The 20,688-nt window shown below is 71.4% G+C and carries 21 protein-coding genes and 1 tRNA gene; 2 read left to right on the top strand and 20 right to left on the bottom strand.

Going from position 1 to position 20,688, the window contains the following annotated elements:
• Positions 1-32 precede the first annotated feature (32 nt).
• The 13 genes from folK to dacB all read right to left on the bottom strand — a co-directional run bounded on the left by folK (position 33) and on the right by dacB (position 13,767).
• The gene (folK, locus tag OG738_RS14455) at positions 33-524 is read right to left on the bottom strand and encodes a 2-amino-4-hydroxy-6-hydroxymethyldihydropteridine diphosphokinase (protein WP_329054338.1); all 492 of its coding nucleotides are present in this window, start codon (positions 522-524) and stop codon (positions 33-35) included.
• Positions 521-880 carry a dihydroneopterin aldolase gene (gene folB / locus OG738_RS14450; RefSeq protein ID WP_329054336.1) on the bottom strand — a complete coding sequence of 120 codons (360 nt, stop codon included), beginning with the start codon at positions 878-880 and terminating at the stop codon, positions 521-523. Before folB ends, folK begins: the two co-directional genes overlap by 4 nt.
• The gene (gene folP / locus OG738_RS14445) at positions 873-1,679 is read right to left on the bottom strand and encodes a dihydropteroate synthase (protein WP_329056705.1); all 807 of its coding nucleotides are present in this window, start codon (positions 1,677-1,679) and stop codon (positions 873-875) included. The genes folB and folP overlap by 8 nt, the downstream gene beginning before the upstream one ends.
• A gap of 35 nt (positions 1,680-1,714) precedes the next feature.
• A complete protein-coding gene (gene folE / locus OG738_RS14440; RefSeq protein ID WP_329054335.1) occupies positions 1,715-2,320 on the bottom strand; it encodes a GTP cyclohydrolase I FolE in 606 nt (201 codons plus the stop codon).
• Positions 2,298-4,706 (bottom strand): ATP-dependent zinc metalloprotease FtsH, encoded by a 2,409-nt coding sequence (ftsH, locus tag OG738_RS14435; RefSeq protein ID WP_329054334.1) that lies wholly within the window; start codon positions 4,704-4,706, stop codon positions 2,298-2,300. The genes folE and ftsH overlap by 23 nt, the downstream gene beginning before the upstream one ends.
• Positions 4,707-4,909: 203 nt before the next feature.
• Positions 4,910-5,725, bottom strand: coding sequence for an ESX secretion-associated protein EspG (locus tag OG738_RS14430; protein ID WP_329054332.1), 816 nt, complete (start codon positions 5,723-5,725; stop codon positions 4,910-4,912).
• Between the two features lie 139 nt (positions 5,726-5,864).
• Positions 5,865-6,650, bottom strand: a complete 786-nt coding sequence (locus OG738_RS14425; RefSeq protein WP_329054331.1) for an ESX secretion-associated protein EspG — start codon at positions 6,648-6,650, stop codon at positions 5,865-5,867.
• A gap of 60 nt (positions 6,651-6,710) precedes the next feature.
• The gene (locus OG738_RS14420) at positions 6,711-8,129 is read right to left on the bottom strand and encodes a hypothetical protein (RefSeq protein ID WP_329054330.1); all 1,419 of its coding nucleotides are present in this window, start codon (positions 8,127-8,129) and stop codon (positions 6,711-6,713) included.
• 22 nt (positions 8,130-8,151) lie between these two features.
• Positions 8,152-8,517 (bottom strand): hypothetical protein, encoded by a 366-nt coding sequence (locus OG738_RS14415; protein WP_329054328.1) that lies wholly within the window; start codon positions 8,515-8,517, stop codon positions 8,152-8,154.
• 144 nt (positions 8,518-8,661) lie between these two features.
• The gene (gene hpt, locus OG738_RS14410; RefSeq protein ID WP_072475819.1) at positions 8,662-9,213 is read right to left on the bottom strand and encodes a hypoxanthine phosphoribosyltransferase; all 552 of its coding nucleotides are present in this window, start codon (positions 9,211-9,213) and stop codon (positions 8,662-8,664) included.
• A gap of 3 nt (positions 9,214-9,216) precedes the next feature.
• A complete protein-coding gene (gene tilS / locus OG738_RS14405) occupies positions 9,217-10,176 on the bottom strand; it encodes a tRNA lysidine(34) synthetase TilS (RefSeq protein WP_329054325.1) in 960 nt (319 codons plus the stop codon).
• Entirely contained in the window at positions 10,173-11,183 is a 1,011-nt protein-coding gene (locus tag OG738_RS14400) for a zinc-dependent metalloprotease (protein WP_329056704.1), read from the bottom strand. The genes tilS and OG738_RS14400 overlap by 4 nt, the downstream gene beginning before the upstream one ends.
• 247 nt (positions 11,184-11,430) lie before the next feature.
• Positions 11,431-13,767, bottom strand: a complete 2,337-nt coding sequence (dacB, locus tag OG738_RS14395) for a D-alanyl-D-alanine carboxypeptidase/D-alanyl-D-alanine endopeptidase (RefSeq protein ID WP_329054323.1) — start codon at positions 13,765-13,767, stop codon at positions 11,431-11,433.
• Positions 13,768-13,943: 176 nt separating this feature from the next.
• On the opposite strand from dacB, the gene OG738_RS14390 reads away from it, so the two are divergent.
• The gene (locus tag OG738_RS14390) at positions 13,944-14,462 is read left to right on the top strand and encodes an inorganic diphosphatase (RefSeq protein ID WP_329056703.1); all 519 of its coding nucleotides are present in this window, start codon (positions 13,944-13,946) and stop codon (positions 14,460-14,462) included.
• Positions 14,463-14,516: 54 nt separating this feature from the next.
• On the opposite strand, the gene OG738_RS14385 is transcribed toward OG738_RS14390, so the two are convergent.
• The 6 genes from OG738_RS14385 to OG738_RS14360 all read right to left on the bottom strand — a co-directional run bounded on the left by OG738_RS14385 (position 14,517) and on the right by OG738_RS14360 (position 19,722).
• Entirely contained in the window at positions 14,517-16,169 is a 1,653-nt protein-coding gene (locus OG738_RS14385) for an MDR family MFS transporter (protein WP_329054322.1), read from the bottom strand.
• Positions 16,170-16,347: 178 nt separating this feature from the next.
• Positions 16,348-17,616: a serine hydroxymethyltransferase gene (gene glyA / locus OG738_RS14380; RefSeq protein ID WP_329054320.1), complete on the bottom strand. Its 1,269-nt coding sequence runs from the start codon at positions 17,614-17,616 to the stop codon at positions 16,348-16,350.
• Positions 17,617-17,729: 113 nt separating this feature from the next.
• Positions 17,730-18,134 (bottom strand): ABATE domain-containing protein, encoded by a 405-nt coding sequence (locus OG738_RS14375; protein ID WP_329054318.1) that lies wholly within the window; start codon positions 18,132-18,134, stop codon positions 17,730-17,732.
• Position 18,135: 1 nt separating this feature from the next.
• Positions 18,136-18,558 (bottom strand): 50S ribosomal protein L11, encoded by a 423-nt coding sequence (gene rplK, locus OG738_RS14370; protein WP_329054317.1) that lies wholly within the window; start codon positions 18,556-18,558, stop codon positions 18,136-18,138.
• Between the two features lie 33 nt (positions 18,559-18,591).
• Entirely contained in the window at positions 18,592-19,122 is a 531-nt protein-coding gene (locus OG738_RS14365; RefSeq protein WP_329054315.1) for a gamma carbonic anhydrase family protein, read from the bottom strand.
• A gap of 9 nt (positions 19,123-19,131) precedes the next feature.
• Positions 19,132-19,722 carry a TetR/AcrR family transcriptional regulator gene (locus OG738_RS14360; RefSeq protein WP_329054314.1) on the bottom strand — a complete coding sequence of 197 codons (591 nt, stop codon included), beginning with the start codon at positions 19,720-19,722 and terminating at the stop codon, positions 19,132-19,134.
• A 123-nt stretch (positions 19,723-19,845) separates the two neighbouring features.
• Between OG738_RS14360 and OG738_RS14355 the strand changes: the two genes are divergently transcribed.
• Positions 19,846-20,301: a GreA/GreB family elongation factor gene (locus tag OG738_RS14355; RefSeq protein ID WP_329054313.1), complete on the top strand. Its 456-nt coding sequence runs from the start codon at positions 19,846-19,848 to the stop codon at positions 20,299-20,301.
• Between the two features lie 216 nt (positions 20,302-20,517).
• On the opposite strand, the gene OG738_RS14350 is transcribed toward OG738_RS14355, so the two are convergent.
• Positions 20,518-20,591 (bottom strand) — tRNA-Thr (locus tag OG738_RS14350).
• Between the last annotated feature and the right edge of the window lie 97 nt (positions 20,592-20,688).

The following is a 20,688-nucleotide window of genomic DNA, read 5'->3' as shown; positions in this document are numbered from 1 at the left end:
GGCGATCGACGGGCGCCGGGGTCTTGACTTACTCAGCGCAAGACGAAATCCGTCCGGCGGACCGTCGCGACTTCGGCCGCCGGGCGCGCTGCCAGCAGCTCCGCGATCGGGCCGTGGCCCGGCAGGACCGCTGCCGGCTCGATCTCGGCCCAGGGCACCAGCACGCTCGCGCGGTCCGGGGTTCCGGGGTGGGGCAGCAGCAACTCCGGGTCGTTGGACGTGACGCCGTCGACGGTGACGACGTCCACGTCCAGCGTCCGCGGGCCCCAGCGCAGCTCGCGGACGCGGCCCGCCGCCCGCTCGGACGCCTGGCCGGTGCGCAGCCACGCCCAGTGGTCGCGCGCCGGGTCGTCGACGACGCAGACCGCGTTCAGGAAGTCCGGCTGGTCCTCGACGCCCCACGCCTTGGTCTCGTAGACGCTCGACACCGCGACCAACGCGGGCCGCACGGCGTCCAGGGCCAGCTTCAAGAACTCGAGCCGGTCGCCGAGGTTCGAGCCCAGCGACAGCAGCGCGCGGCTCATCGCTTCCGCCGCACCGTCACCGCGACGTCGTCGAAGGTCAGCGGGATCGGCGCCGACGGCTTGTGCACCGTCACCTCGACCGCGCTCAACCGCTCGTCACGCATGACTTCGCCGGCGATCTTGCCCGCGACGCTCTCGATGAGGTCGTACGGCTCGCCCGCGACGATCCCCGCCGCCAGTTCGGCCAGCTCGCCGTAGTGCAGCGTCTTGGTCAGGTCGTCCGACGCGGCGGCCGGCCCGAGGTCCAGCCACACCGTGACGTCGACGACGAACTCCTGCCCGTCCCGCTTCTCGTGCTCGAACACGCCGTGGCGGCCGAACACCCGCAGGCCGGTCAGCGTGATCCGGTCAGGCATCCGGCGAACCCTTCCACCAGGCGGCGGCCACGGCGACCGCGTCCAGCGACGCCCCGACCTCGTGCACCCGCACGCCCCACGCCCCCGCGGCCGCGGCGAGCGCGGAGATGGCGGCGGTGGCGTCCTCACGGCCGTCCGGCGGGCGCGGCGTACCGTCCTTTTCGGACAGCAGGCGGCCGAGGAACCGCTTGCGCGAAGCGCCGACGAGCACCGGGAAACCCAGGGACAGCAACGAATCCAGCCCACGCAGCAACGCCCAGTCGTGCTCGGCGTTCTTCGCGAAACCCAGGCCAGGATCCAGCACGATGGCACTCTCGGCGACGCCCGCCGCGAGCGCTTCGTCCACTCTGGACAGCAGCTCGGCCCGGACGTCGGCGACGACGTCTTCGTACTTCGCCAGTGCCTGCATGTCCTTGCTGTGCCCGCGCCAGTGCATCAGCACCCACGGCACCCCACTGTCCGCGGCGACCCGCGCCATGTCCGGATCGGCCAGCCCACCCGAGACGTCGTTGATCACCTTCGCCCCGGCTTCCAGCGCGGCCGCGGCGACGGCCGCGCGGGTGGTGTCGACCGAAAGCTGAATGCCTTCGCCGGCGAGGGTGCGGATGACCGGCAGGATGCGCTGCATTTCGGTGTCGGCGGCCACCCGCGCCGCACCGGGACGGGTCGACTCGCCACCGACGTCGATCAGGTCGGCCCCGCGCGCCCACATCTCGCGGGCGTGCTCCAGCGCCTGGTCGAGCCCGAGGTACCGGCCACCGTCCGAAAAGGAATCGGGCGTCACGTTCAGCACGCCCATCACGACGCACCGGCCGGGAGCGGGAAGCCCCACGCTCACCGGCGTGCCCTGATCAGATCGAGCGCCTCCGCCCGCGACGACGGCGAGTTCTTCAGCTGCCCCCGCACGGCGGAGGTGGTCGTGCGGGCACCCGGCTTCCGGATGCCGCGCATGGCCATGCAGAGGTGCTCGGCCTCGATGACGACGATCACGCCGCGCGGCTCGAGCTTCCGGACGATGGCATCGGCCACCTGGGAGGTCAGGCGTTCCTGGACCTGGGGCCGCTTGGCGTAGAGGTCGACGAGCCGGGCCAGTTTGGACAACCCGGTGACCTTCCCGGCGGCGTTCGGGATGTACCCGACGTGCGCGACGCCGTGGAAGGGCACCAAGTGGTGTTCACACTGGCTGAACATCGGGATGTCCGTGACCAGCACGAGTTCTTCGTGGGACTCGTCAAAAGTGCGGTCCAGGACCGAGTCCGGCTCGGTGTACAGCCCCGCGAACATCTCGTGGTACGCGCGGGCGACCCGGGCGGGGGTCTCCTTGAGACCGTCCCGCTCCGGGTCTTCGCCGCATGCCAAGAGGAGCTCGCGGATCGCCTTCTCCGCCCGGTCCTGGTCGAAGACCGGGCGGTCGGCGTCACTGGGACTTGTCTGGTCCATCCACGTCACGTCGCTCCCCCTCGCTCTGCTGGTTGCCGGCTTGGTCGGCGAACCAGCCGTGCTCACGAGGGCGTTCTTCACCACCGGGCCGCCACGACTGGCCCGGCTGGCCGCCCGGCGAGGTCGCGGGCGTCCAGCCCGGAGGGGCACCGTAGTTCGGGGGGCCGCTCTGGCCCGCCGGGCCACCCGGGTGGCCGCCGGCCTGCTGGCCGCCGTAGTTCTGCGGCCAGTGCGCCGTGCCGTTGGGTCCGCCGTTCGCGCCGCCGTACGGACGGCCGCCGTTCGGGTAGGCGCCCGGCGGTGGCGGGGCGTACGGGTTGGCGTTCGGGTCGGGCGCCGGGTACGGCGGGCCGCCCGGCAGGTCGCCCGCGCCCTGGGCGGTGCCGACCGGGGTCGGCTCCGGCTTCAGGACCGGCTTCTCCTTCTCCGGCGGCGGCCACGGCTCGCCGCGCTCCATCGCCAGCTCGCCCGGGGTCTTGATCGGCGGCTTGTCCGACGGCGTCCGCTCACCGAACTCGTTGAACACGGTGATGTGCGGGCGCTTCTCGACCGTCGCGAAGATCCGCTCCAGGTCCTTGCGGGTCAGCGTCTCCTTCTCCAGGAGCTCGATGACCAGCTCGTCGAGCACGTCGCGGTAGGTGTTGAGCACGTGCCACGCCTCGGTGTGCGCCGTCTCGATGAGCTTGCGCACCTCCTCGTCGATCTCGTGCGCCACCTCGAGCGAGTAGTCCGCCTGCCGCCCGGCCGACCGGCCGAGGAACGGGTCGCCCTGCTCCTGGCCGTACTTGACCGCGCCGAGGCGGGCGCTCATGCCGTACTCGGTGACCATCGCGCGGGCGATCTTCGTCGCCTGCTCGATGTCCGACGACGCACCGGTGGTGGGCTCGTGGAAGACGAGCTCCTCCGCCGTGCGGCCACCCATCGCGAAGACCAGCCGCCCGATCATCTCGGAGCGGGTCATCAGGTCCTTGTCGTCCTCCGGGACGAGCAGCGCGTGCCCGCCCGTGCGGCCGCGCGGCAGGATGGTCAGCTTGTAGACCGGTTCGATGTCCGGCATCGCCCACGCGGCGAGCGCGTGCCCGCCCTCGTGGTAGGCCGTGATCTTCTTCTCCTTCTCGGAGATGATCCGGCTCTTGCGGGCGGGGCCGCCGACGACGCGGTCGACCGACTCCTCCAGCGCCACGTCGGTGATCACGTGCCCGTTCTGGCGGGCGGTGAGCAGCGCGGCCTCGTTCAGCACGTTCGCCAGGTCGGCGCCGGACATGCCGACGGTCCGCTTGGCCAGGCTGGTCAGGTCGGTGCCCTGGGCGATCGGCTTGCCCTTGGCGTGCACCTCGAGGATCGCCTTGCGGCCGCGCAGGTCGGGCGCGGACACCGGGATCTGCCGGTCGAACCGGCCGGGGCGCAGCAGCGCCGGGTCGAGGATGTCGGGCCGGTTGGTCGCCGCGATCAGGATGATGCCGCCGCGGGCGTCGAAGCCGTCCATCTCGACGAGCAGCTGGTTCAGCGTCTGCTCGCGCTCGTCGTGCCCGCCGCCGAGGCCGGCGCCGCGCTGGCGGCCGACCGCGTCGATCTCGTCGACGAAGATGATGCAGGGCGCGTTCTGCTTGGCCTGCTCGAACAGGTCACGGACACGCGACGCGCCGACACCGACGAACATCTCGACGAAGTCCGAACCGGAGATCGTGTAGAACGGCACGCCCGCCTCGCCGGCGACGGCCCGCGCGAGCAGCGTCTTGCCGGTACCGGGCGGCCCGTAGAGCAGCACGCCCTTCGGGATCTTCGCGCCGAGCGCCTGATATCGCGCCGGGTTCTGCAGGAAGTCCTTGATCTCGTACAGCTCTTCGACGGCCTCGTCGGCACCCGCGACGTCCCCGAAGGTCGTCTTGGGCATGTCCTTGTTCAGCTGCTTGGCCTTGGACTTGCCGAAGTTGAGGACGCGGTTGCCGCCGCCCTGCGCGTTGTTCATCATCCACATCAGCAGGCCCAGGACGAGGGCCAGCGGGATGGCGAAGATGAGGATCTGCGTCAGCACGCCCTGCTGGGTCACCTTGGTGGTGAACTTGATCGGCGGGACGCCGGGCTTGGTCGCGATCAGCGAATCGTAGATCGGCCGGGTGGCATCCGACGGATACTGCGAAATGATCTGGGTGACCTGCTGGCCGTCGACGTCGATGGGCTTGATCAGCAGCAGCTTGAGCTGCTGTTCCTTGTCCTCGAGGTTCGCTTCCTTGACGTTGTTCGAGGTGATCTGGGAGTTCGCCACCGAGATGGGTGCCTGGGTGTACCCACGATCACTGTCGAAGATCGTGTTGTACGCGAACAACGCCAGCAACCCCGCGACGATCCACAGCAGTGGGTTCCTGAGCACGCTCTTCCGGTTCATACGACTCGGCCCTGGTGGCCTCGACCCTCCCTGGTTGGGCGGCTCCTGTGATACCCGCCATCACGATCTTGACAACCCGCGGTGCCTTGGACACCCGTCCCATCAGGGTACCGTCCGCTGCCGCGTTCATCCCCTGTGAGCCTCTCGCAGGTCAACGGGCGATACCGCGCCCGGGTTCCCGGCCGGCGTCCACGGTGGTCACGCTATCGCGTGCCGTCGGACACACTGCTCACCATCTCGCCCAGCCGGGTCCGCAGCGTCGCCGCGTCGGCCGGGGCGACCGTGACCCACTCGCGGCCGTCCGTACCTGCGCGGGAGAGGCTGAGGTAGCGCCCGGTCGCGGTGTCGAACCAGGCCAGCACCCGGGACCGTTGCTTGGCCCCGACCGGGGAGCGGCTGTTCGCTGCCAGCTGACCGCCGCGCTGCCGCGGCTGCCCGGAGATCCGGCCGTACGCCTCCCGCGGGTCGGCCGTGACGCGTTCGCTCAGCGGTGTCCGGCGCGCCTTCCCCCGGTCCCCGCCCGGGTTGGCCGGCAGGGACACCGGCACCCGGATCGGAGCGGTGCGCAGGGCGTCGTCCAGCGGAAGTGTGACCGACGCCTCGCTCCCGCGCGGCCCGGCCGGGAGCACTCCGACGACAGCGGAGACCAGGCCGTCCGGGGGGAGGTCCCGCAGCCAGATGCCGTCGGCGTCCTGGATCGCGAGGACGCCCTTGGTGGCGTCGGCCGCCGCGAGGACGCCGACGGTGGGCGCCTCGAACTGCGGGATGTGCAGGGCGTCGATCGTCAGCGGCGCGAAGGCCAGCAGCTGCAGCGCGTCCTCGATCGGCGGCGCGAGCCTGCCGCGGGGTTCGCGGATGCCGCGCGCCTTCAGCTCGGCGTCGACGCGGTGGCGCAGCGAGACGCGCTCGTCTTCGGTCGCGCCGTGCGACCGGACCACCAGCGGGTACGGCAGCTCCCCGGCCTGCGCCGACTCCCAGAGGAAGTCGAACGCCAGCGGCGAGAAGAACTCTTGCATCACTACTCTCCCGGATCGGACTCTTGCTCAGCGTAGCCCGCACCACCGACAAAAAGTGATCATCGGCCGCGCACGCTCGGAGAAGCCGGAGCCCGATCCTGGCAGAGGGCGCGGAGACCGCGCGCCGCGGTAGGCGAAGGCGTCAGACCGGGCTGGTCGTCGACGCCCCCGCGAGCATCTCGCCGAGCCGGTGCCGCAGCGTCGCCGCGTCGGCCGGGGCGATCGTGATCCAGTCGCGGCCGTCGCGGCCGCGGGTCGCCTGGGTGAAGTAGCGGCCCGTTTCCGTGTCGAACCAGCTCAGCACCGGTGTCCGGGTGCGGCCGCCCATGCGCGAACGCGCGTTCGCCGCGATCTGGCCGCCGCGCAGCCGCGGCTGGGCCTGCAGCTTCGCCAGCGCCTTGCGGTCATCGTCGGCCGAAGCACGCTCGTCGCCGTTGCCGCGGCGCGAAAGGAAGTCGGCGCCGTGGGCGCCGACCAGCTGCTCCAGCGGGACCGTCACCGACTTCTCCGAGCCGCGCGGAGCGCCGGGGAGCAGCGAGACGATCGCGCTCGCCAGCCCGTCCACCGGGCACGGTTGCAAGTGGAGCCCCCGCGTGTCCTGCACCGCCAGCAGCCCCTGGCCGCCCAGCACGCCGGCGATCGCCAGCAGCGGCTCGGCGTCCGGGGCGATCAGCTGGACCGCGTCCAGGCTCAGCTCGGCCTGCGCCAGCACGCCGAAGTAGTCCTCGACGTGCGGTTCCGGCCGGCCGCGGCCGTCGGCCAGCCCGCGCGCGGCCAGCCCTTCCAACGTGCGCTGACGCAGCAACGACCGCTCGTCCGCGGTCTCGCCGTGCGAGCGGATGCGCAGCGGGTACGGCAGCTCGCCCAGCCCGGCGGACTCCCACAGGAAGTCCACCTCGACCGGGGTGAGCAGCTCAGCGTTCGGCATCGAGCCACCCCCAAGAGAAACCGGGCCGGGCACACCGTGAGCGTGCCCGGCCCGAAAGGATCAGCGGTCTTCGTCGTCCTCGGACCACGCGCCGATGACCGGCGGCGGAGTCGCCTGGTTCGCGCCGAAGGCCTCGTCCGGGTCCGCCTCGATGAGGAAGGACGCGTGCGTGTGCTCCTCGTCCTGCTCGCCCTGGGCGCCGTGCGGGGCCATGCCGCCCATGCCGCCCATGCCGCCCGGGTTCATCGGCGGCGGGGTCTGCCCGCCGATGGTGCCTGCCGACGAAACGACGCCCTGCTGCGGCGCCTGGGCCGACGCGGCGCTCTGCCCCTGGCCGTCGGCCGAGGCCAGCGACGTGCTGTTCTCGGCCTTCGCGCCGGACCGGTTGCCCTTGCCCAGCGCGCGGGAAGCCAGCGCGCCGAGGCCGCCGGCGGCACCGCCGAGGCCGAGGCCCATGCCGATCTTGCCGAGCGGGTTGCTGCCGCCGGGCTGCCCGGCACCCGTGGCGACGTGCCCCGCGCCGGTGCTCGTTCCGGTACCCGCACCCGCGACGGAGCCGCCGGCGCCGTCGCTGCCCAGCGCCGCGTCCTGGCCGAAGCCCCCGACGCCGCCGCTGTGGCCGCCGTTCGGGCCGACCACCGCGTGCTGCGCGTCGAACGCGCCGCCGTGACCGCCGAAGCCCGAGGTGCTCGAAGCGAACACCGCGCCGCCCGCGCCGGACAGGCCCTGCACCGGGCCCGCGCTGCCGACGCTGCTGATCCCGCCGAACGACACGGAGTTGTGCGAACCCGTCGGCTTCATGCCGAGCGACTCCGGGCCGAAGCTCGGGGTCGAGCTGTCGACCTCGCTCATCGACTTGGTGTAGGCGTTGAAGAACGCGACCTGCTGCGCCTTGACGTCGTTGGCCGCGTCCGCCTGGGCCTTCTGGTCGGCGATCAGCGCCGCCGGGCCGCCGGCCAGCGCGGCCGCCATGGCCTGCTTGGGGTCGAAGTCCTTCGGGGCCGGCATCTTCTTGACCTCGGCGGCCGCCGCGGCCTGCCGCGCGAGCCGGTCCGACATCGTGTGCGCGGCCTCGGACGCCTGCGAACCCGAGTTGGCGATGGCCACCAGCGCGCCCTGCGCGCCCGCGGCACCCCGGCCGACCCAGGCGTTGCCCAGCTCGGCAATCGCGTTGTACAGGTGGTCGGACGCCTGCTTCAGCTCGGAACCGTGGTGCGACCAGACCTGTCCGGTCGCCTCCGCGGTGCCGGGGTCGTTGTTGTTGACCGCGCCATCGTAGAGCTGCTGGCTGGCCTGCGCGTTCCAGTTCGGCGGGTTGGCGATCGCGCGGTCGCTGCCCATGTCGAAGCCGCCGGCACTGCCGCGGGCGTTGTCGACGATGTTCTGCGACGCGGAGTTGTCGCCGAGCGGGACGACCGAGCCCTGAGCAGGCAAGCCCCCAGTGGTCGCCGCCGGCTGGTCGCTGTGGTTCGGAGCCATGATTTCGAGTCCCCCTCTGGGCTCAGGCGTTGCGGAACGGGTCGGCCGCGGCCTGGTCGATCTCGTGGTACCGGGACATCGCCGTGACGATGCCTTCCTCGGCGGCGGTGTACTGGTCGAGCAGGTTCTGCAGCGCGGAGGCGTAGGAGTCGTTCCCGCCGTCGGCGCGCTGGACGAACTTGGCGGCCATGGCGTTGCCGACCGGGTTGTCCCCGAGCTTCGGCGGCTGGGCGAGGGCACCCGCGCCGCTGAGCAGTGCCTCGACCGCGTCCTTGCCGGTGCGGATCTTGTTCAGCACGGTCTGCGCGGCGTCGGGGTCGATCCCGACCTGACCCGCCGCGGCCGCGGCCTTGAAGGCGTTCGCGTCGGCAGCGCTGCTGTTCCCCATCTGAGCTCTCTCCCGTTCCCCCGACCCGGTCACCGCGGGCACGAATGGTCTTCGCATAGGTTAACGCACGTGATCAGAGCGTATGACGCAAACTCGGACCGCGGGGTTCCGCGAATCCGGTGGTTGCGATGAACGGTCGGTGAACTAGGACGTGTAGACCTTCGGGTCCAGCGTCCCGATGTAGGGCAGGTCCCGGTAGCGCTCGGCGTAGTCCAGCCCGTAGCCCACGACGAACTCGTTGGGGATGTCGAAGCCGATGTACTTGACCGGGACGTCCACCTTGACCGCCTCCGGCTTGCGCAGCAGCGAAACCACCTCGAGCGATGCCGGGTTCCGGCTGGCGAGGTTCTTCAGCAGCCACGACAGCGTCAGGCCGGAGTCGACGATGTCCTCGACGATCAGCACGTCCCGGCCCGCGATGTCGCGGTCGAGGTCCTTGAGGATCCGCACGACGCCGGACGACGACGTCGACGAGCCGTACGAGGAGACGGCCATGAATTCCAGCTGCGTCGGCAGCGGCAGCGCGCGGGCGAAGTCGGTCATGAACATGACCGCGCCCTTCAGGACGCCCACCAGCAGGAGTTCGCCCTGCCCGTTGGCCGGATAGTCGGCGGCGATCTGCGCCGACAGCTCCGTGATCTTGTCCTTGATCTGCTGCTCGGTGACGAGCACGGAGGCGATTTCGCCCTCGTACACGGGTCATTCCCCTCGGGTGGTGGGTTGGGAGGTGAGGCAGAGCCTGCCATGGCACCGCCGCGCCTCCAAGTTGCCCGGCAACCAGACGCCGCCCTGACCACGCCACCGGGCGACCAGCCCGTCGACCGCGCGCAGGTGCGCGTCGGTGAGCTCACGCACGCCCGATGCCAGCAGCCACCTGCGGAGAACCCGCCGCCGCAGCGCCGCGGGCTCGGCCGAAAGGACGCCGACATCCAGTCCTTCGGGGCCGCCCGCGCGGGTGAAGATCGTGTCCGCCACTGTGTCCAGCGCCTCATTGTCTTCACGCAGCTGCGCGGCCGTGCGGGCGAGCGCGCCGGCGACGCCGCCGTTGAGGACGTCTTCCAGCAGCGGCAGGACTTCGGTGCGCAACCGGACGCGGGTGAAGCGCGGTTCGGCGTTGTGCGGGTCGTCCCAGGGCTCGACGCCGAGCTCGGCGCAGGCGGCGCGGGTGGTGGCCCGCGTGACGGCGAGCAGCGGGCGGCCCCACGGCGGGTCGTGCGGGCGCATCCCGGCGACGCTGCGCGGGCCCGAGCCGCGGCCGAGCCCGAGCAGGACGGTTTCGGCCTGGTCGTCGAGGGTGTGGCCGAGCAGGACGAGGTCGTGGCCGCCCAGCGCGCGGTAGCGGGCTTTGCGCGCGGCGGCTTCCGGGCCGCCGGAGCCGGTGACGTCGATCCGGCGCACCTCGGCTTCGTCGGCACCCAGCGACTTCGCCGCGGCGGCCGCATCGAGCGCGATCTTCGCCGAGCCCTCCTGCAGGCCGTGGTCGACGACCAGCGCGCGGACGCGGAGGCCGCGGTGGTGCCCGACGTAGGCCGTGGCCTCGCACAGCGCGAGGGAGTCGGCGCCGCCGGAGACCGCGACGCAGAGTTCGGGCAGCCCCTCGACGGTGTCCAGGAAGCTGCGGACGGCTCGCCGGACGGCCGCGACGGCCGGCCCGGTCATCCGTGCAGGCGCCGGACCCACGCGGCCGGGTCGGCGATCTCGGCGCGCGAGGGCAGGGTGTTCGGCGACCGCCAGACGGCGTTGAAGCCCTCCATGCCGACGGCGTCCACGACGTGCTTCGTGAACTTCGCGCCTTCTTCGTACTGACGGATCTTCGCGTCGACGCCGAGCAGCGCGCGCAGCAGCCGGTCGAAGACGCCGCCGCCCTTGCGCCGGGCGGTGAACCGCGCCCGGATCGTGTCGACGCTCGGGACGACCTGCGGGCCGACGGCGTCCATGACGAAGTCGGCGTGGCCCTCCAGGAGCGTCGAGAGCGCCAGCAGCCGGTCGAAGACCGCGCGTTCCTTCGGCGACTGCAGCAGCTCGGCGAGGTTGAGCTTCGGCCCCTGCTTGATCGCCTCGGGCAGCCGTCCGACGAGGTCGGCGAGGCTGTCGGAGCCGCCGCCCACGAGCCCGCCGACGAGTCGTTCGACCTCGTCGGCGAAGTAGTCGCGCAGCCAGGTGACGGCGGTGAACTGGAGCCGGTGGGTGCACTCGTGCAGGCAGACCCAGAGCCGGAAGTCGTGGCCCGGCACGTCCATCGCGCGTTCGGCGGCGACGACGTTCGGCGCGACCAGCAGCAGGCTGCCTTCGCGCTCGGGGCCGCCGAAGGGGTCGTACTGGCCGAGCACGCGGCTGGCCAGGAACGCGAGCACCAGCCCGGTCTGCACACCCGCGCCACCAGCCAGGATCGGCCCGAACGGCCCGCCCTGCTGCGGCAGCGCGCGCCCGGTCAGCGCGCCGAGCCCGGCGGCGGCCGAGCGCACCCAGCCGGGGCGGTCGACGACCTCGCCGGGCAGCAGCGGGAGGTCGAGGCCCAGGTTCGTCAGCTGCCGGACGTGCCCCTCGGCCTCCACGGTCAGCTCACGCAGGTCGGTGACGGCGGCCTCGGCCTCCGCACGCGGAACCTGCGGACCGCCGCGCACGAGCAGCGCGCCGGTCTGCGCGGCGAGCGCCCAGTCGACCATGGGCCGGGTCTCGGTTTCCTGACTCACCCTTCCGACGCTACCTGCCCCGGACGGGTTTCCGGCCACGATCTTCGTACGGTTCGGTGTCTCCCGCTACGAGCACCCGCACTTGCACAAGCTCGTCACGCGGGCACGGCGGCTGGATACGCGCGGATCGGCACCCACCCGAACAGCCTCGTGACGCTGGCACGGCAGGCAGCAGCCGCACCACGACCGCCACGAGGGTCGGCCGGACCGCGTCCGCCCGCTACGAGCAGCCGCACTTGCGCAAGCTCGTCGCGAGCGCGTCGATCGCGTCGCGGCCCGGCTGCTGGTCGGAGCCGTTGGACATGAACGCGAACACCAGCACCCGGCCGTCCTGGTCCAGAACCAGCCCGGCGAGCGTGTTGACGCCGGTGAGCGTGCCCGTCTTCGCGCGCACCCAGCCGCGTCCGGCCTGTGACGCCGGCGTCTCGAACCGCTTGTCGGCGAGGGTCCCGGAGCCACCCGCCACCGGCAGGCCGGCCAGCATCGCGCGCAGCTTTGCCGTGTTCGGGTTCTTGCCCTCCGGCGCCGCCGCGGCCGCCATGAGCTGGGTCAGCAGCTTCGCCGGGATCTTGTTCTCCGTCGAGATGCCGCTGCCGTCGGACAGCTTGACGCCGGTGGTGTCGAAGCCGTGGTCCTTGAGCACCTTGATGGTCGCCGCGGCGCCGCCCGCGAAGGTCGCTTCCTGGCCGCCGGCCAGCGCGACCTGCCGGGCGAGGGCCTCGGCGAGGACGTCGTCGGACAGCTCCATCGTGTCGGAGACCAGCTCGGTCAGCGGCGCCGACTTGACCTCGGCGAGAACCTTCGCGTCCTTCGGCGCCGTCGCCTGACCGCCGGCCGAAGCGCTGAGCTTCGACGCGATCGTCGACGCCAGCGCGCTGCCCGCGTTCGGGACGCGCATGGAGGTGTTGTTCTTCGGGTCCTGGCGCCCCGCGTCGGCCATCACCGAGCCGATCTGGGTGGCGAACGTCGACGGCGCGTCGCCGGCGGCCCAGCCCGGCGCGGTCGTCGCGCCCTTGAACAGGCTCAGGTCGACCTGCACCTTCTTGACGTTCGGGTTGGCCTTCTTCACCTGCGCGACGAGGTCGTCGACGTGCGCGGCGCCCGGGTACAGCGGCGACTCGGTGCCCAGCGGCAGCGACGTCAGCGTGACGTCACCTCCGCCGACCAGGATCACCGTGCCCGGGTCGGCGCCCTGGACGATCTTCGTCGACAGCCGCGTGTCCGGGTCCAGCGCGAGCAGCGCGGCCGCGGTGGTCAGCACCTTCGTCGTCGACGCGGGTGTCACCGCGGTCGCCGAGCTGTGGTCCCACAGCGTCGTGCCGGTCACCGGGTCGACGACGCTGCCGTTGAGCTGGCCGAGCGCGCCGTTGCCCGCCGGGCCGGCCAGCACGGACTTGACGCCGTCGGCGGTCGGCGCCTGCCCGGACGTGTCCGGACCCCGCAGCTCGCGCGTGGCCGCGACCGGATCCGGGCTGTCGCCCTTCGGCGCGTTCGGCGCCCACGGCAGGCCGAGGCGGTTCGAGACCTTCGGCATCGCGGCGGCGATCCCGCCGCCGGCCAGCACCAGCAGGACGACCACGACCAGCGCGATGATCTTGCCCTTGCGCCGCTTCTTCTTCGGCGGCTCCTCGGCGGCGGGCTGGGCCGCGGGCGGCGGCGGGGGCTCCGCGGGCGGCTCGGTGCGCGGTTGCGGCTGCTGCTGGAAGACCCCGGGGAACTGGGTGGGCCGCTCGATCCCGACGGTCGCCTCGGCGTCGAACCGCTGCCCGTCCGGCTCGATCCGCATCGGCCGGGCCAGCGAGCCGACGGACGCCGACGGCACGACCCCGCGCGGCGGCTCCGGCGGCAGCGCGGCGCGGCGCTCGTCCGGCACGTCGAGGCGCTGCGCCCACGGCTGCTGCGGGGGCTCCTCGCGACGCTGCGGCTCCGCGCGCTTCAGCTGCTCTTCGCGGCGCTGCTGTTCCTCGCGCCACAGCTGCAGCTCTTCCCGCCACGGCTGCGCTTCGGGCTTGCCGGACGGCGGCTCGTCGTGGCGTTCCTGCTGCTCACCGGGCCAGACGTTGCGCTCCACCGGTACCCACGGCGCCTGCTGCTGCGTGCTCTGGGCGTCCGGCTTTTCCTCGGACGGCGTCGCCTCGATGTACTGGGTGCTCTCGGCGACCGGCGTCTCGGGCTTCTCCGGCTTTTCCGGCTGCTTCTCCGGCTGCTTCACCTCGATGAACTGGGTGGCCTCCGCGACCGGGGCCTCCTCGGCCTCGGCGGGCTTCTGCTTCGGCTCCCGCGAGCCCAGCCGGTCGGCCAGGTCCTGCTTCGCCGGGGACGGCGAGGGCGGCGGCTCCTCCGCGGGTGCGTTCAGGCCCGGGATCGGCTCGGGCTCGACGTTCGGCGCGAACCACGACCCCTTCGGCGCCTCACTACCTGTGACCTTGGGCACGCCGGACTTCTCCGGCGGGCTCGCCGGCGGATCGGGCAGCGACATCGGGGTGGTCTTCCGCGCGCCGGACGACGAGCGGTCTTCGTCCGACGAAGGCCACATCGGCTGGTCGTTTTCCGGCACCCACCACTCCTTCTCACCTGCCCCGGAAGGGGCCAAGCTCACATGCCGCGAGGCCGACATCGATGCGGCCCCGCGGCCGGGCGTAGTCCACACTAGGAGACGTCAAGACAGTCATGAAGGTTGCCGCCCGCGACGCGTGGCATGCCGAGACCTATGAAGAAGCAGTGAGGACAGGCGTGGAGTTCGACGTCACGATCGAGATCCCCAAAGGGGAGCGCAACAAGTACGAGGTCGACCACAAGACCGGCCGCATCAAGCTGGACCGGACCCTGTTCACGGCCACGCAGTACCCGGCCGACTACGGCTTCATCGACGACACCCTCGGCCAGGACGGCGACCCCCTGGATGTGATGGTGCTCGTGCAGGAGCCCACTTTCCCGGGTTGCCTGATCCGCTGCCGTGCGATCGGCATGTTCCGGATGACCGACGAGAAGGGCCCGGACGACAAGGTCATCGCCGTTCCGTCGAACGACCCGCGGCTCGAGCACCTGCGCGACATCCACCACATGAACGAGTTCCACCGCCTGGAGATCCAGCACTTCTTCGAGGTCTACAAGGACCTCGAGCCGGGCAAGAGCGTCGAAGGCTCCTCCTGGGTCGGCCGCACCGAGGCCGAAGCCGAGATCGCCCGCTCGTACGAGCGCGAGACCGACCGCCTGGCCAAGGAGAAAGCCAACGGCGGCGTCGCCCACTGACGTCACGCGAAAGAGGCCCCTCGGTTTCGAGGGGCCTCTTCGTGTTTCAGCTGGTCAGTGCGCCAGGGCGAGGGCGGCCGGGGCTTCCTCGGCCTCCGCGCGCTGCTCCATCGCGGACTTGTCCGAGAGCGGCTTCTCCTTGAGGAACCACACCAGCGCGAATCCGACGGTCAGCACGATCCCGCCGACCAGGAACACCGTGCTCATCGACTCGGCGAAGCCCTGCAGGATCGGCCGGGCCAGCGTCGGGTCGAGCGAGGACAGGAACGACGTGTCGTTGACGTCCAGGCCGCTCTTCATCTGCTGCGCGAACTCCGGGTGTTGGGCCAGCGCCGACACGTAGGCCGGCGTGGTCAGCGCCGAGCGGACGGCGTTCGCGATCCGGTCGCCGACCGTGCCGAACAGGATCGACAGGAACACCGCGGTGCCCGCCGTGCCGCCGATCTGCCGGAAGAACGTCGCCGCCGAGGTGGCGACGCCGATGTCCTGCGGGCGGACGTCGTTGGTCGCGGCCAGCACCAGCGTCTGCATCGAGGCGCCGAGGCCGAGGCCGATCACGAAGGCGATCACCATGACCAGGCTCAGCGAGGTGTCGACGGTGATCGTCGACAGCGCGAACAGCGCCGCCGCCATCAGGCCGATCCCGGCCACCGCGAACATCTTGTAGCGCCCGGTCTTCGAGATCAGGCGGCCGCTGGTCAGGCTGGCGATCATGATGCCGAGCGTCAGCGGGAGCATCTGCAGGCCGGCCTGGGTCGGCGTCGCGCCCTTGACGATCTGCAGGTACAGCGGCAGCGACATCATCGCGCCGAACATCCCGGCGCCCTGCACGACCGTGACGATGGTCGACATCCGGAAGACCGGCCGCCTGAACAGGCGCAGCGGCAGCAGGGCGGCATCGCCCATCCGGCGTTCGATCCAGACGAAGGCGGTCACGCCCAGCGCGCCGACGGCGTACATCGCGATCGAGGCGGCCGAGCCCCAGCCCCACTCGCGGCCCTGTTCGGCGACGATCAGCAGCGGCACCAGGCCGGTGGCCAGCGCGACGGCACCCCAGTAGTCGACCTTCTGGTCGACGCGGGTGTGCGGGAGGTTCAGCACCTTGGTGACGACGACCAGCGCGGCGAGCGCGATCGGGACGTTGACCAGGAAGACCCAGCGCCAGCCGGTGATGCCGGCGAAGGTGTCGATACCGGCGAAGAACCCGCCGACGACCGGGCCGGCGACGCTCGAGATGCCGAACACGGCCATGAAGTAGCCCTGGTAGCGGCTGCGCTCACGCGGCGCGGTGATGTCGGTGATGATCGCCAGCGCGAGCGACATCAGACCGCCGGCGCCGAGGCCCTGGAACGCGCGGAACGCGGCGAGTTCGTACATCGACGTGGCCATGCCGCTGGCCAGCGAGCCGACCAGGAACAGCGAGATCGCCGTCAGGTACATGGGCTTGCGGCCGTAGAGGTCGGAGAGCTTGCCGTACAGCGGCGTCGAAAGCGTCGCGGTGATCAGGTAGGCCGTGGTCGCCCAGGCCTGCAGGCTCAGGCCGTGCAGCTCGTCGGCGATGGTGCGCATCGACGACGACACGATCGTCTGGTCGAGCGCGGCGAGGAACATGCCGAGCATCAGCCCGGACAGGACGGTCAGGATCTGACGGTGGGACAGTCGGCCGTTCGTAGCGGCTGCTCCTTCCGCCGTGGTGGTGTCGCTCATGGTGGTCTCCCTCAGCCTTCGCGGTAGTTGCTTGTACCTCTCAACTACTTGTCTCGGCCAAGTATTCCTCCAGAAGCTTGTATCGAGCAATCAAATTTTCTGTGACACCGGTCTCGCCGTCCCGGACACGCCGAAGGCGGCACTTTCCCGGGAAAGTGCCGCCTTCGGCGGACAGGAGTCAGGCCGAGTAGCCCGGGATCGGGAACGGCGCCACGAACTCGCGGATCTCCGCGGCGATCGTGTCCAGCGAAGAGTCGTCGGACGCGGCCGCCGCCGTCACCGTGCGGTCGATCCACTCCGCGACCTGGACCTGGTGCTCCGGCCGCAGGCCGCGGGTCGTGATCGCGGACGTGCCGAGGCGGATGCCGGACGGGTCGAACGGCTTGCGCGGGTCGAACGGCACCGTGTTGTAGTTCAGCTCGATGCCCGCGCGGTCCAGGGCCTGCGCGGCCGGCTTGCCGGCGACCCCCTTGTTCGTCAGGTCGATCAGCAGCAGGTGGTTGTCCGTGCCGCCGGACACCAGGTCGTAGCCGCAGGCGAGCAACGCGTCGGCCAGCGCGCGGGCGTTCGCGACGACCGTGTGCGCGTAGTCGCTGAACGACGGCTGCTGCGCCTCCCCGAGCGCGACGGCGATCGCCGCGGTCGTGTGGTTGTGCGGGCCGCCCTGCAGGCCCGGGAACACCGCCTTGTCGACGGCCTTCGCGTGGTCGGCGTCGGAAAGGATCATCGCCCCGCGCGGACCGCGCAGGGTCTTGTGCGTCGTCGTCGTGATGACCTGCGCGTGCCCGACCGGCGACGGGTGCGCGCCGCCCGCGACCAGCCCGGCGATGTGCGCGATGTCGGCGACGAGCACCGCGTCCACCTCCCGCGCGATCTCGGCGAACGCCGGGAAGTCGATCGTGCGCGGGATCGCCGTGCCGCCGGCGAAGATCAGCTTCGGCCGGTGCTGCCGCGCCAGGTCGCGGACCTGGTCGAGATCGACGCGGCCGGTCTCCTTCGCGACGCCGTAGCGCACCGGGGTGAACCACTTGCCGGTCGCCGACACGCTCCAGCCGTGCGTGAGGTGGCCGCCGTCCGGCAGCGCCATGCCGAGCACGGTGTCGCCGGGCTGCGCGAAGGCGAGGTACACGGCCAGGTTCGCCGGTGACCCGGAGTACGGCTGGACGTTCGCGTGGTCGGCGCCGAACACGGCCTTCGCCCGCTCGATGGCCAGCTGCTCGATCTGGTCGATGAACTGCTGGCCCTCGTAGTAGCGCTTGCCCGCGTACCCCTCGGAGTACTTGTTGGTGAGCACGGTGCCGGTCGCTTCGAGCACGGCCTGCGAGACGTAGTTCTCCGACGCGATCAGGCGGATCTTGTCGTGCTGCCGCTTCGCCTCGTCCTCGACGAGCCCGGCGATCGCGGGGTCGGCGGCGGCGAGTGCGTTCAGTTTCGGCTGGTGTGTCATGGCGTACTCCGGCTCTGGAGTGGCCTTCACCCAGGCGCGCGGTGCCGGCCTCGTCGGTCGCTTCCCGGTGGTGCTCCACCTCGATGGCGCCAGTCGCTGCTGCGCGTCGAAGCCTAGTCCACCGCGCTCGAGGCTCGACGGTGTTCGGCACACCACTTGCGGGTGCAGCCGGACGTCCGGTCGCAGAACGGCCGGGCGCAGGCCGCGCAGCGCTTGACGCGCCGCCAGCCGCCGACGGTCACCAGTTCGGCCAGCCCCGCGGCGGCCGCGGCGAGCTCACTCGCGCCGGGCCGCGGCGTCACGTAGACGATCCGCCACGCCACGCCCGTGTCGACGAGCCGCGGCCGCGCCCCGGCCTCCGCCAGCACGGCGTTGAGGCGGCGCGCGGCCGCGGGTTCGTCGGGCAGCTGCGCGGCGATCCCGCACAGCTGCGGGTTTCCCTTGCGCAGCAACCGTTCCGCCACCCCGAGCTCGGGGTCCAGCGCGCGGAACGGCGGGACGACGGCGTGCTTGCGCACGTCAGTCGACGACCACGACGCCCATGGACCGGGCGGTGCCCGCGATCGTGCGCATCGCCATCTCGACGTCGGAGGTGTTCAGGTCCGGCAGCTTGCGCTCGGCGATCTCGCGCAGCTGGTCCTTCGTGATTTTGCCGGCGACCTCGTGCCCGGGCCGCGACGAACCTTTGTCCCCCAACGCCTTCTTGATGAGGAACGCCGTCGGCGGCGTCTTGAGCCGCAGCGCGAACGAGCGGTCCTCGAACACCGAGACGACCACCGGCACGACGTCGCCGCGCTGGGCCGCCGTCGCCGCGTCGTAGGCCTTCTTGATCTCGACGAGGTTGACGCCGGTCTGTCCCAGCATCTTGCCGAGGTCGACGACCGGGGCGTTGCCCGCGCTGAGTTCGAGGGTGACCTGGTGGGTGAGTTTTTTCGGAGCCATGCCCCGAAGCTAGAGTCTCCAGTTACTGGAGGGTCAACCTCGATCCAGTGGCTCGACGCCGGCCATGTGCCGCTTCGCCAGGTCCTGATAGACGGCCGCGTTGTGCTCGACCCACAGGCGCGCGGAGTCGGTCAGCGGGACGAACTTCTTCGCCGGGCTGCCCATCGCGACCACCTCGGACGGCACGTCGGTACCCGGCGTGACGGTGGCGCCGGCCGCGACCAGCGTCCGCGCGCCGATCTTCGCGTCGTCCAGGACGGTCGAGCCGTTCCCGATCAGCGCCTGTTCGCCGACCGTGCAGTCGTGCACCAGGCACTGGTGGCCGACGGTGACGTTCTTGCCGATCTCGCACACCTTGCCGACGTTGACGTGCACGACCGAGTTGTCCTGGATGTTCGCGCCCTCCCGGACGACGATCTTGCCGAAGTCGGCGCGCAGCACGGCGCCGTACCAGACCGAGGCGTCCTTCTCGACGACGACGTCGCCGATGAGCGTGGCGGTGGGCGCGATGAAGGCGTCCGGGTGGACCTGCGGGCTGAGCCCTTCGAACGAGAACAGAGGCATGCCCAGACCCTAAACCGCGTAGTCGGCGAAGCAGAGCGCCTCGATGTCGGCGCGCAGCGTGGCGAACGGCCGCGGGCGCACTCGCTGCTGGACGACCGTGCCCAGCAGGTACGACAGCAGCGCGCGGGCCCGCGCGCGCGGGTCGTCGACGTCGAGCGGGGCGAGGAGCTCGGCCAGCAGCTCGGTGAGCGAAGTCAGCATGGCGTCGATGGCCTGCGGGTGCTGCGCGCGCCCGGCCGCGATCCAGTACTCGAACCAGAGGAACGCCGCGTTCGGGTTGGCGGCGAAGACGCTCAGGTACTCCTCGAGGACGGCGAAGAGCCGCGCGCGGGGCTCGTCGTGCTTCGCGGCGACCTCGCGCAGACCCGCGGCGAAGGCGGTGATGTGCGCGGCCATGGCGCGGTCGATGAGGACGTCGATGTCGGCGAAGTAGTAGTGGATCGCGCTCTTGGTGAGCGGCCCGGCGTCGGCGATGGCCCGCACGGTGCACCCGGCGAGGCCGTCGCGCGCGAGGACGACTCGCGCGGCTTCGACGATCTGTTCCTGCTTGGCCAGCTGGTTCGGAGAGAGCCGCTCGCTGCGACCGGGGACTGCGCTCACGGTGATTCTCGTTACCTTCTTCCTGGACGGCAGCCCCGAAGTCTAGGGCAGACGTCCTACAGGTGGCTGCCGGGTGAAAAACCGGATTGGCCACCCCGGTCCGCGCGGCGGACAATGCGCGGCATGGTGATCTCAGGGGACAAGGGGCTCAGCTCGGCCGCGCGCAGCCAGCTGGAGAAGGAAATCGCGAACTTGCGCGCGCAACGGGCAGCGCTCGCGCCGCAGCCCGGCGAGCAGGAGCGCACGGGGGACGCGGCGGACCAGGCGGACGTGATCGACCGCGCGGAGGCGGCGGCCCGCCTCGACCGCCAGATCGCGGACCTGGCCGCGAAGATGGAGCACGGCGGCTACGGCAACTCCCAGCTCCCCGACGGCACAACGGTCACCCTCCGCTTCTCGGACGGCGACGAAGAGACGTTCCAGGTGGTGACAGTCCCCGGCGAGGACGCGGACGCGATCACGTCCGACAGCCCCCTGGGCCTGGCCTTGGTAGGAGCAAAGGCGGGCGACGAGATCACCTACCGAACCCCCCGAGGCGACGCAAAGGCCACGGTGGTCAAGCTGACGGCCCCGAAGTAACCCCAAGCCCCACGAAGGCCCCCGGCCCCCAAGCCGGGGGCCTTTGACCCTTACGGGTGGTTCCCGAAAACAAAATCGGAACCAGACAACGCAAGGCAACCACGGCGGGGGGCCGGGGGCGGAGCCCACCGGGCGGGGTGCGGGGCGGAGCCCCGCAAGATACGCGAAGCCAAAAAAGGCCCCTGCCCTCAAGGGGCAGGGGCAATGCATTGGCTGAGCCGCCTGGGGGAATCGAACCCCCGACCTATTCATTACGAGTGAATCGCTCTGGCCGACTGAGCTAAGGCGGCATGTCTCCGGCTCGCGCTGGCGACGTCGGCAAGTGTAGCGGAGGCTGTCGGCGTCACTTTCCGGGGGGACCGTCGTTAGGGCCCTATGACGTCGGTC

Origin of the sequence: Amycolatopsis sp. NBC_01488 (assembly GCF_036227105.1) — a bacterium.
Taxonomy (GTDB): domain Bacteria; phylum Actinomycetota; class Actinomycetes; order Mycobacteriales; family Pseudonocardiaceae; genus Amycolatopsis.
This window is presented reverse-complemented; position numbering and strand designations above follow the sequence as displayed.

Excerpts from the sequence above, each read along its gene's own strand:
- folK (WP_329054338.1), bottom strand. The coding sequence starts at position 524 with ATGAGCCGCGCGCTGCTGTCGCTGGGCTCGAACCTCGGCGACCGGCTC.
- folB (WP_329054336.1), bottom strand. The coding sequence starts at position 880 with ATGCCTGACCGGATCACGCTGACCGGCCTGCGGGTGTTCGGCCGCCAC.
- folP (WP_329056705.1), bottom strand. The coding sequence starts at position 1,679 with ATGGGCGTGCTGAACGTGACGCCCGATTCCTTTTCGGACGGTGGCCGG.
- folE (WP_329054335.1), bottom strand. The coding sequence starts at position 2,320 with ATGGACCAGACAAGTCCCAGTGACGCCGACCGCCCGGTCTTCGACCAG.
- ftsH (WP_329054334.1), bottom strand. The coding sequence starts at position 4,706 with ATGAACCGGAAGAGCGTGCTCAGGAACCCACTGCTGTGGATCGTCGCG.
- OG738_RS14425 (WP_329054331.1), bottom strand. The coding sequence starts at position 6,650 with ATGCCGAACGCTGAGCTGCTCACCCCGGTCGAGGTGGACTTCCTGTGG.
- OG738_RS14420 (WP_329054330.1), bottom strand. The coding sequence starts at position 8,129 with ATGGCTCCGAACCACAGCGACCAGCCGGCGGCGACCACTGGGGGCTTG.
- OG738_RS14415 (WP_329054328.1), bottom strand. The coding sequence starts at position 8,517 with ATGGGGAACAGCAGCGCTGCCGACGCGAACGCCTTCAAGGCCGCGGCC.
- tilS (WP_329054325.1), bottom strand. The coding sequence starts at position 10,176 with ATGACCGGGCCGGCCGTCGCGGCCGTCCGGCGAGCCGTCCGCAGCTTC.
- OG738_RS14400 (WP_329056704.1), bottom strand. The coding sequence starts at position 11,183 with ATGGTCGACTGGGCGCTCGCCGCGCAGACCGGCGCGCTGCTCGTGCGC.
- OG738_RS14385 (WP_329054322.1), bottom strand. The coding sequence starts at position 16,169 with ATGAGCGACACCACCACGGCGGAAGGAGCAGCCGCTACGAACGGCCGA.
- glyA (WP_329054320.1), bottom strand. The coding sequence starts at position 17,616 with ATGACACACCAGCCGAAACTGAACGCACTCGCCGCCGCCGACCCCGCG.
- rplK (WP_329054317.1), bottom strand. The coding sequence starts at position 18,558 with ATGGCTCCGAAAAAACTCACCCACCAGGTCACCCTCGAACTCAGCGCG.
- OG738_RS14365 (WP_329054315.1), bottom strand. The coding sequence starts at position 19,122 with ATGCCTCTGTTCTCGTTCGAAGGGCTCAGCCCGCAGGTCCACCCGGAC.
- OG738_RS14355 (WP_329054313.1), top strand. The coding sequence starts at position 19,846 with ATGGTGATCTCAGGGGACAAGGGGCTCAGCTCGGCCGCGCGCAGCCAG.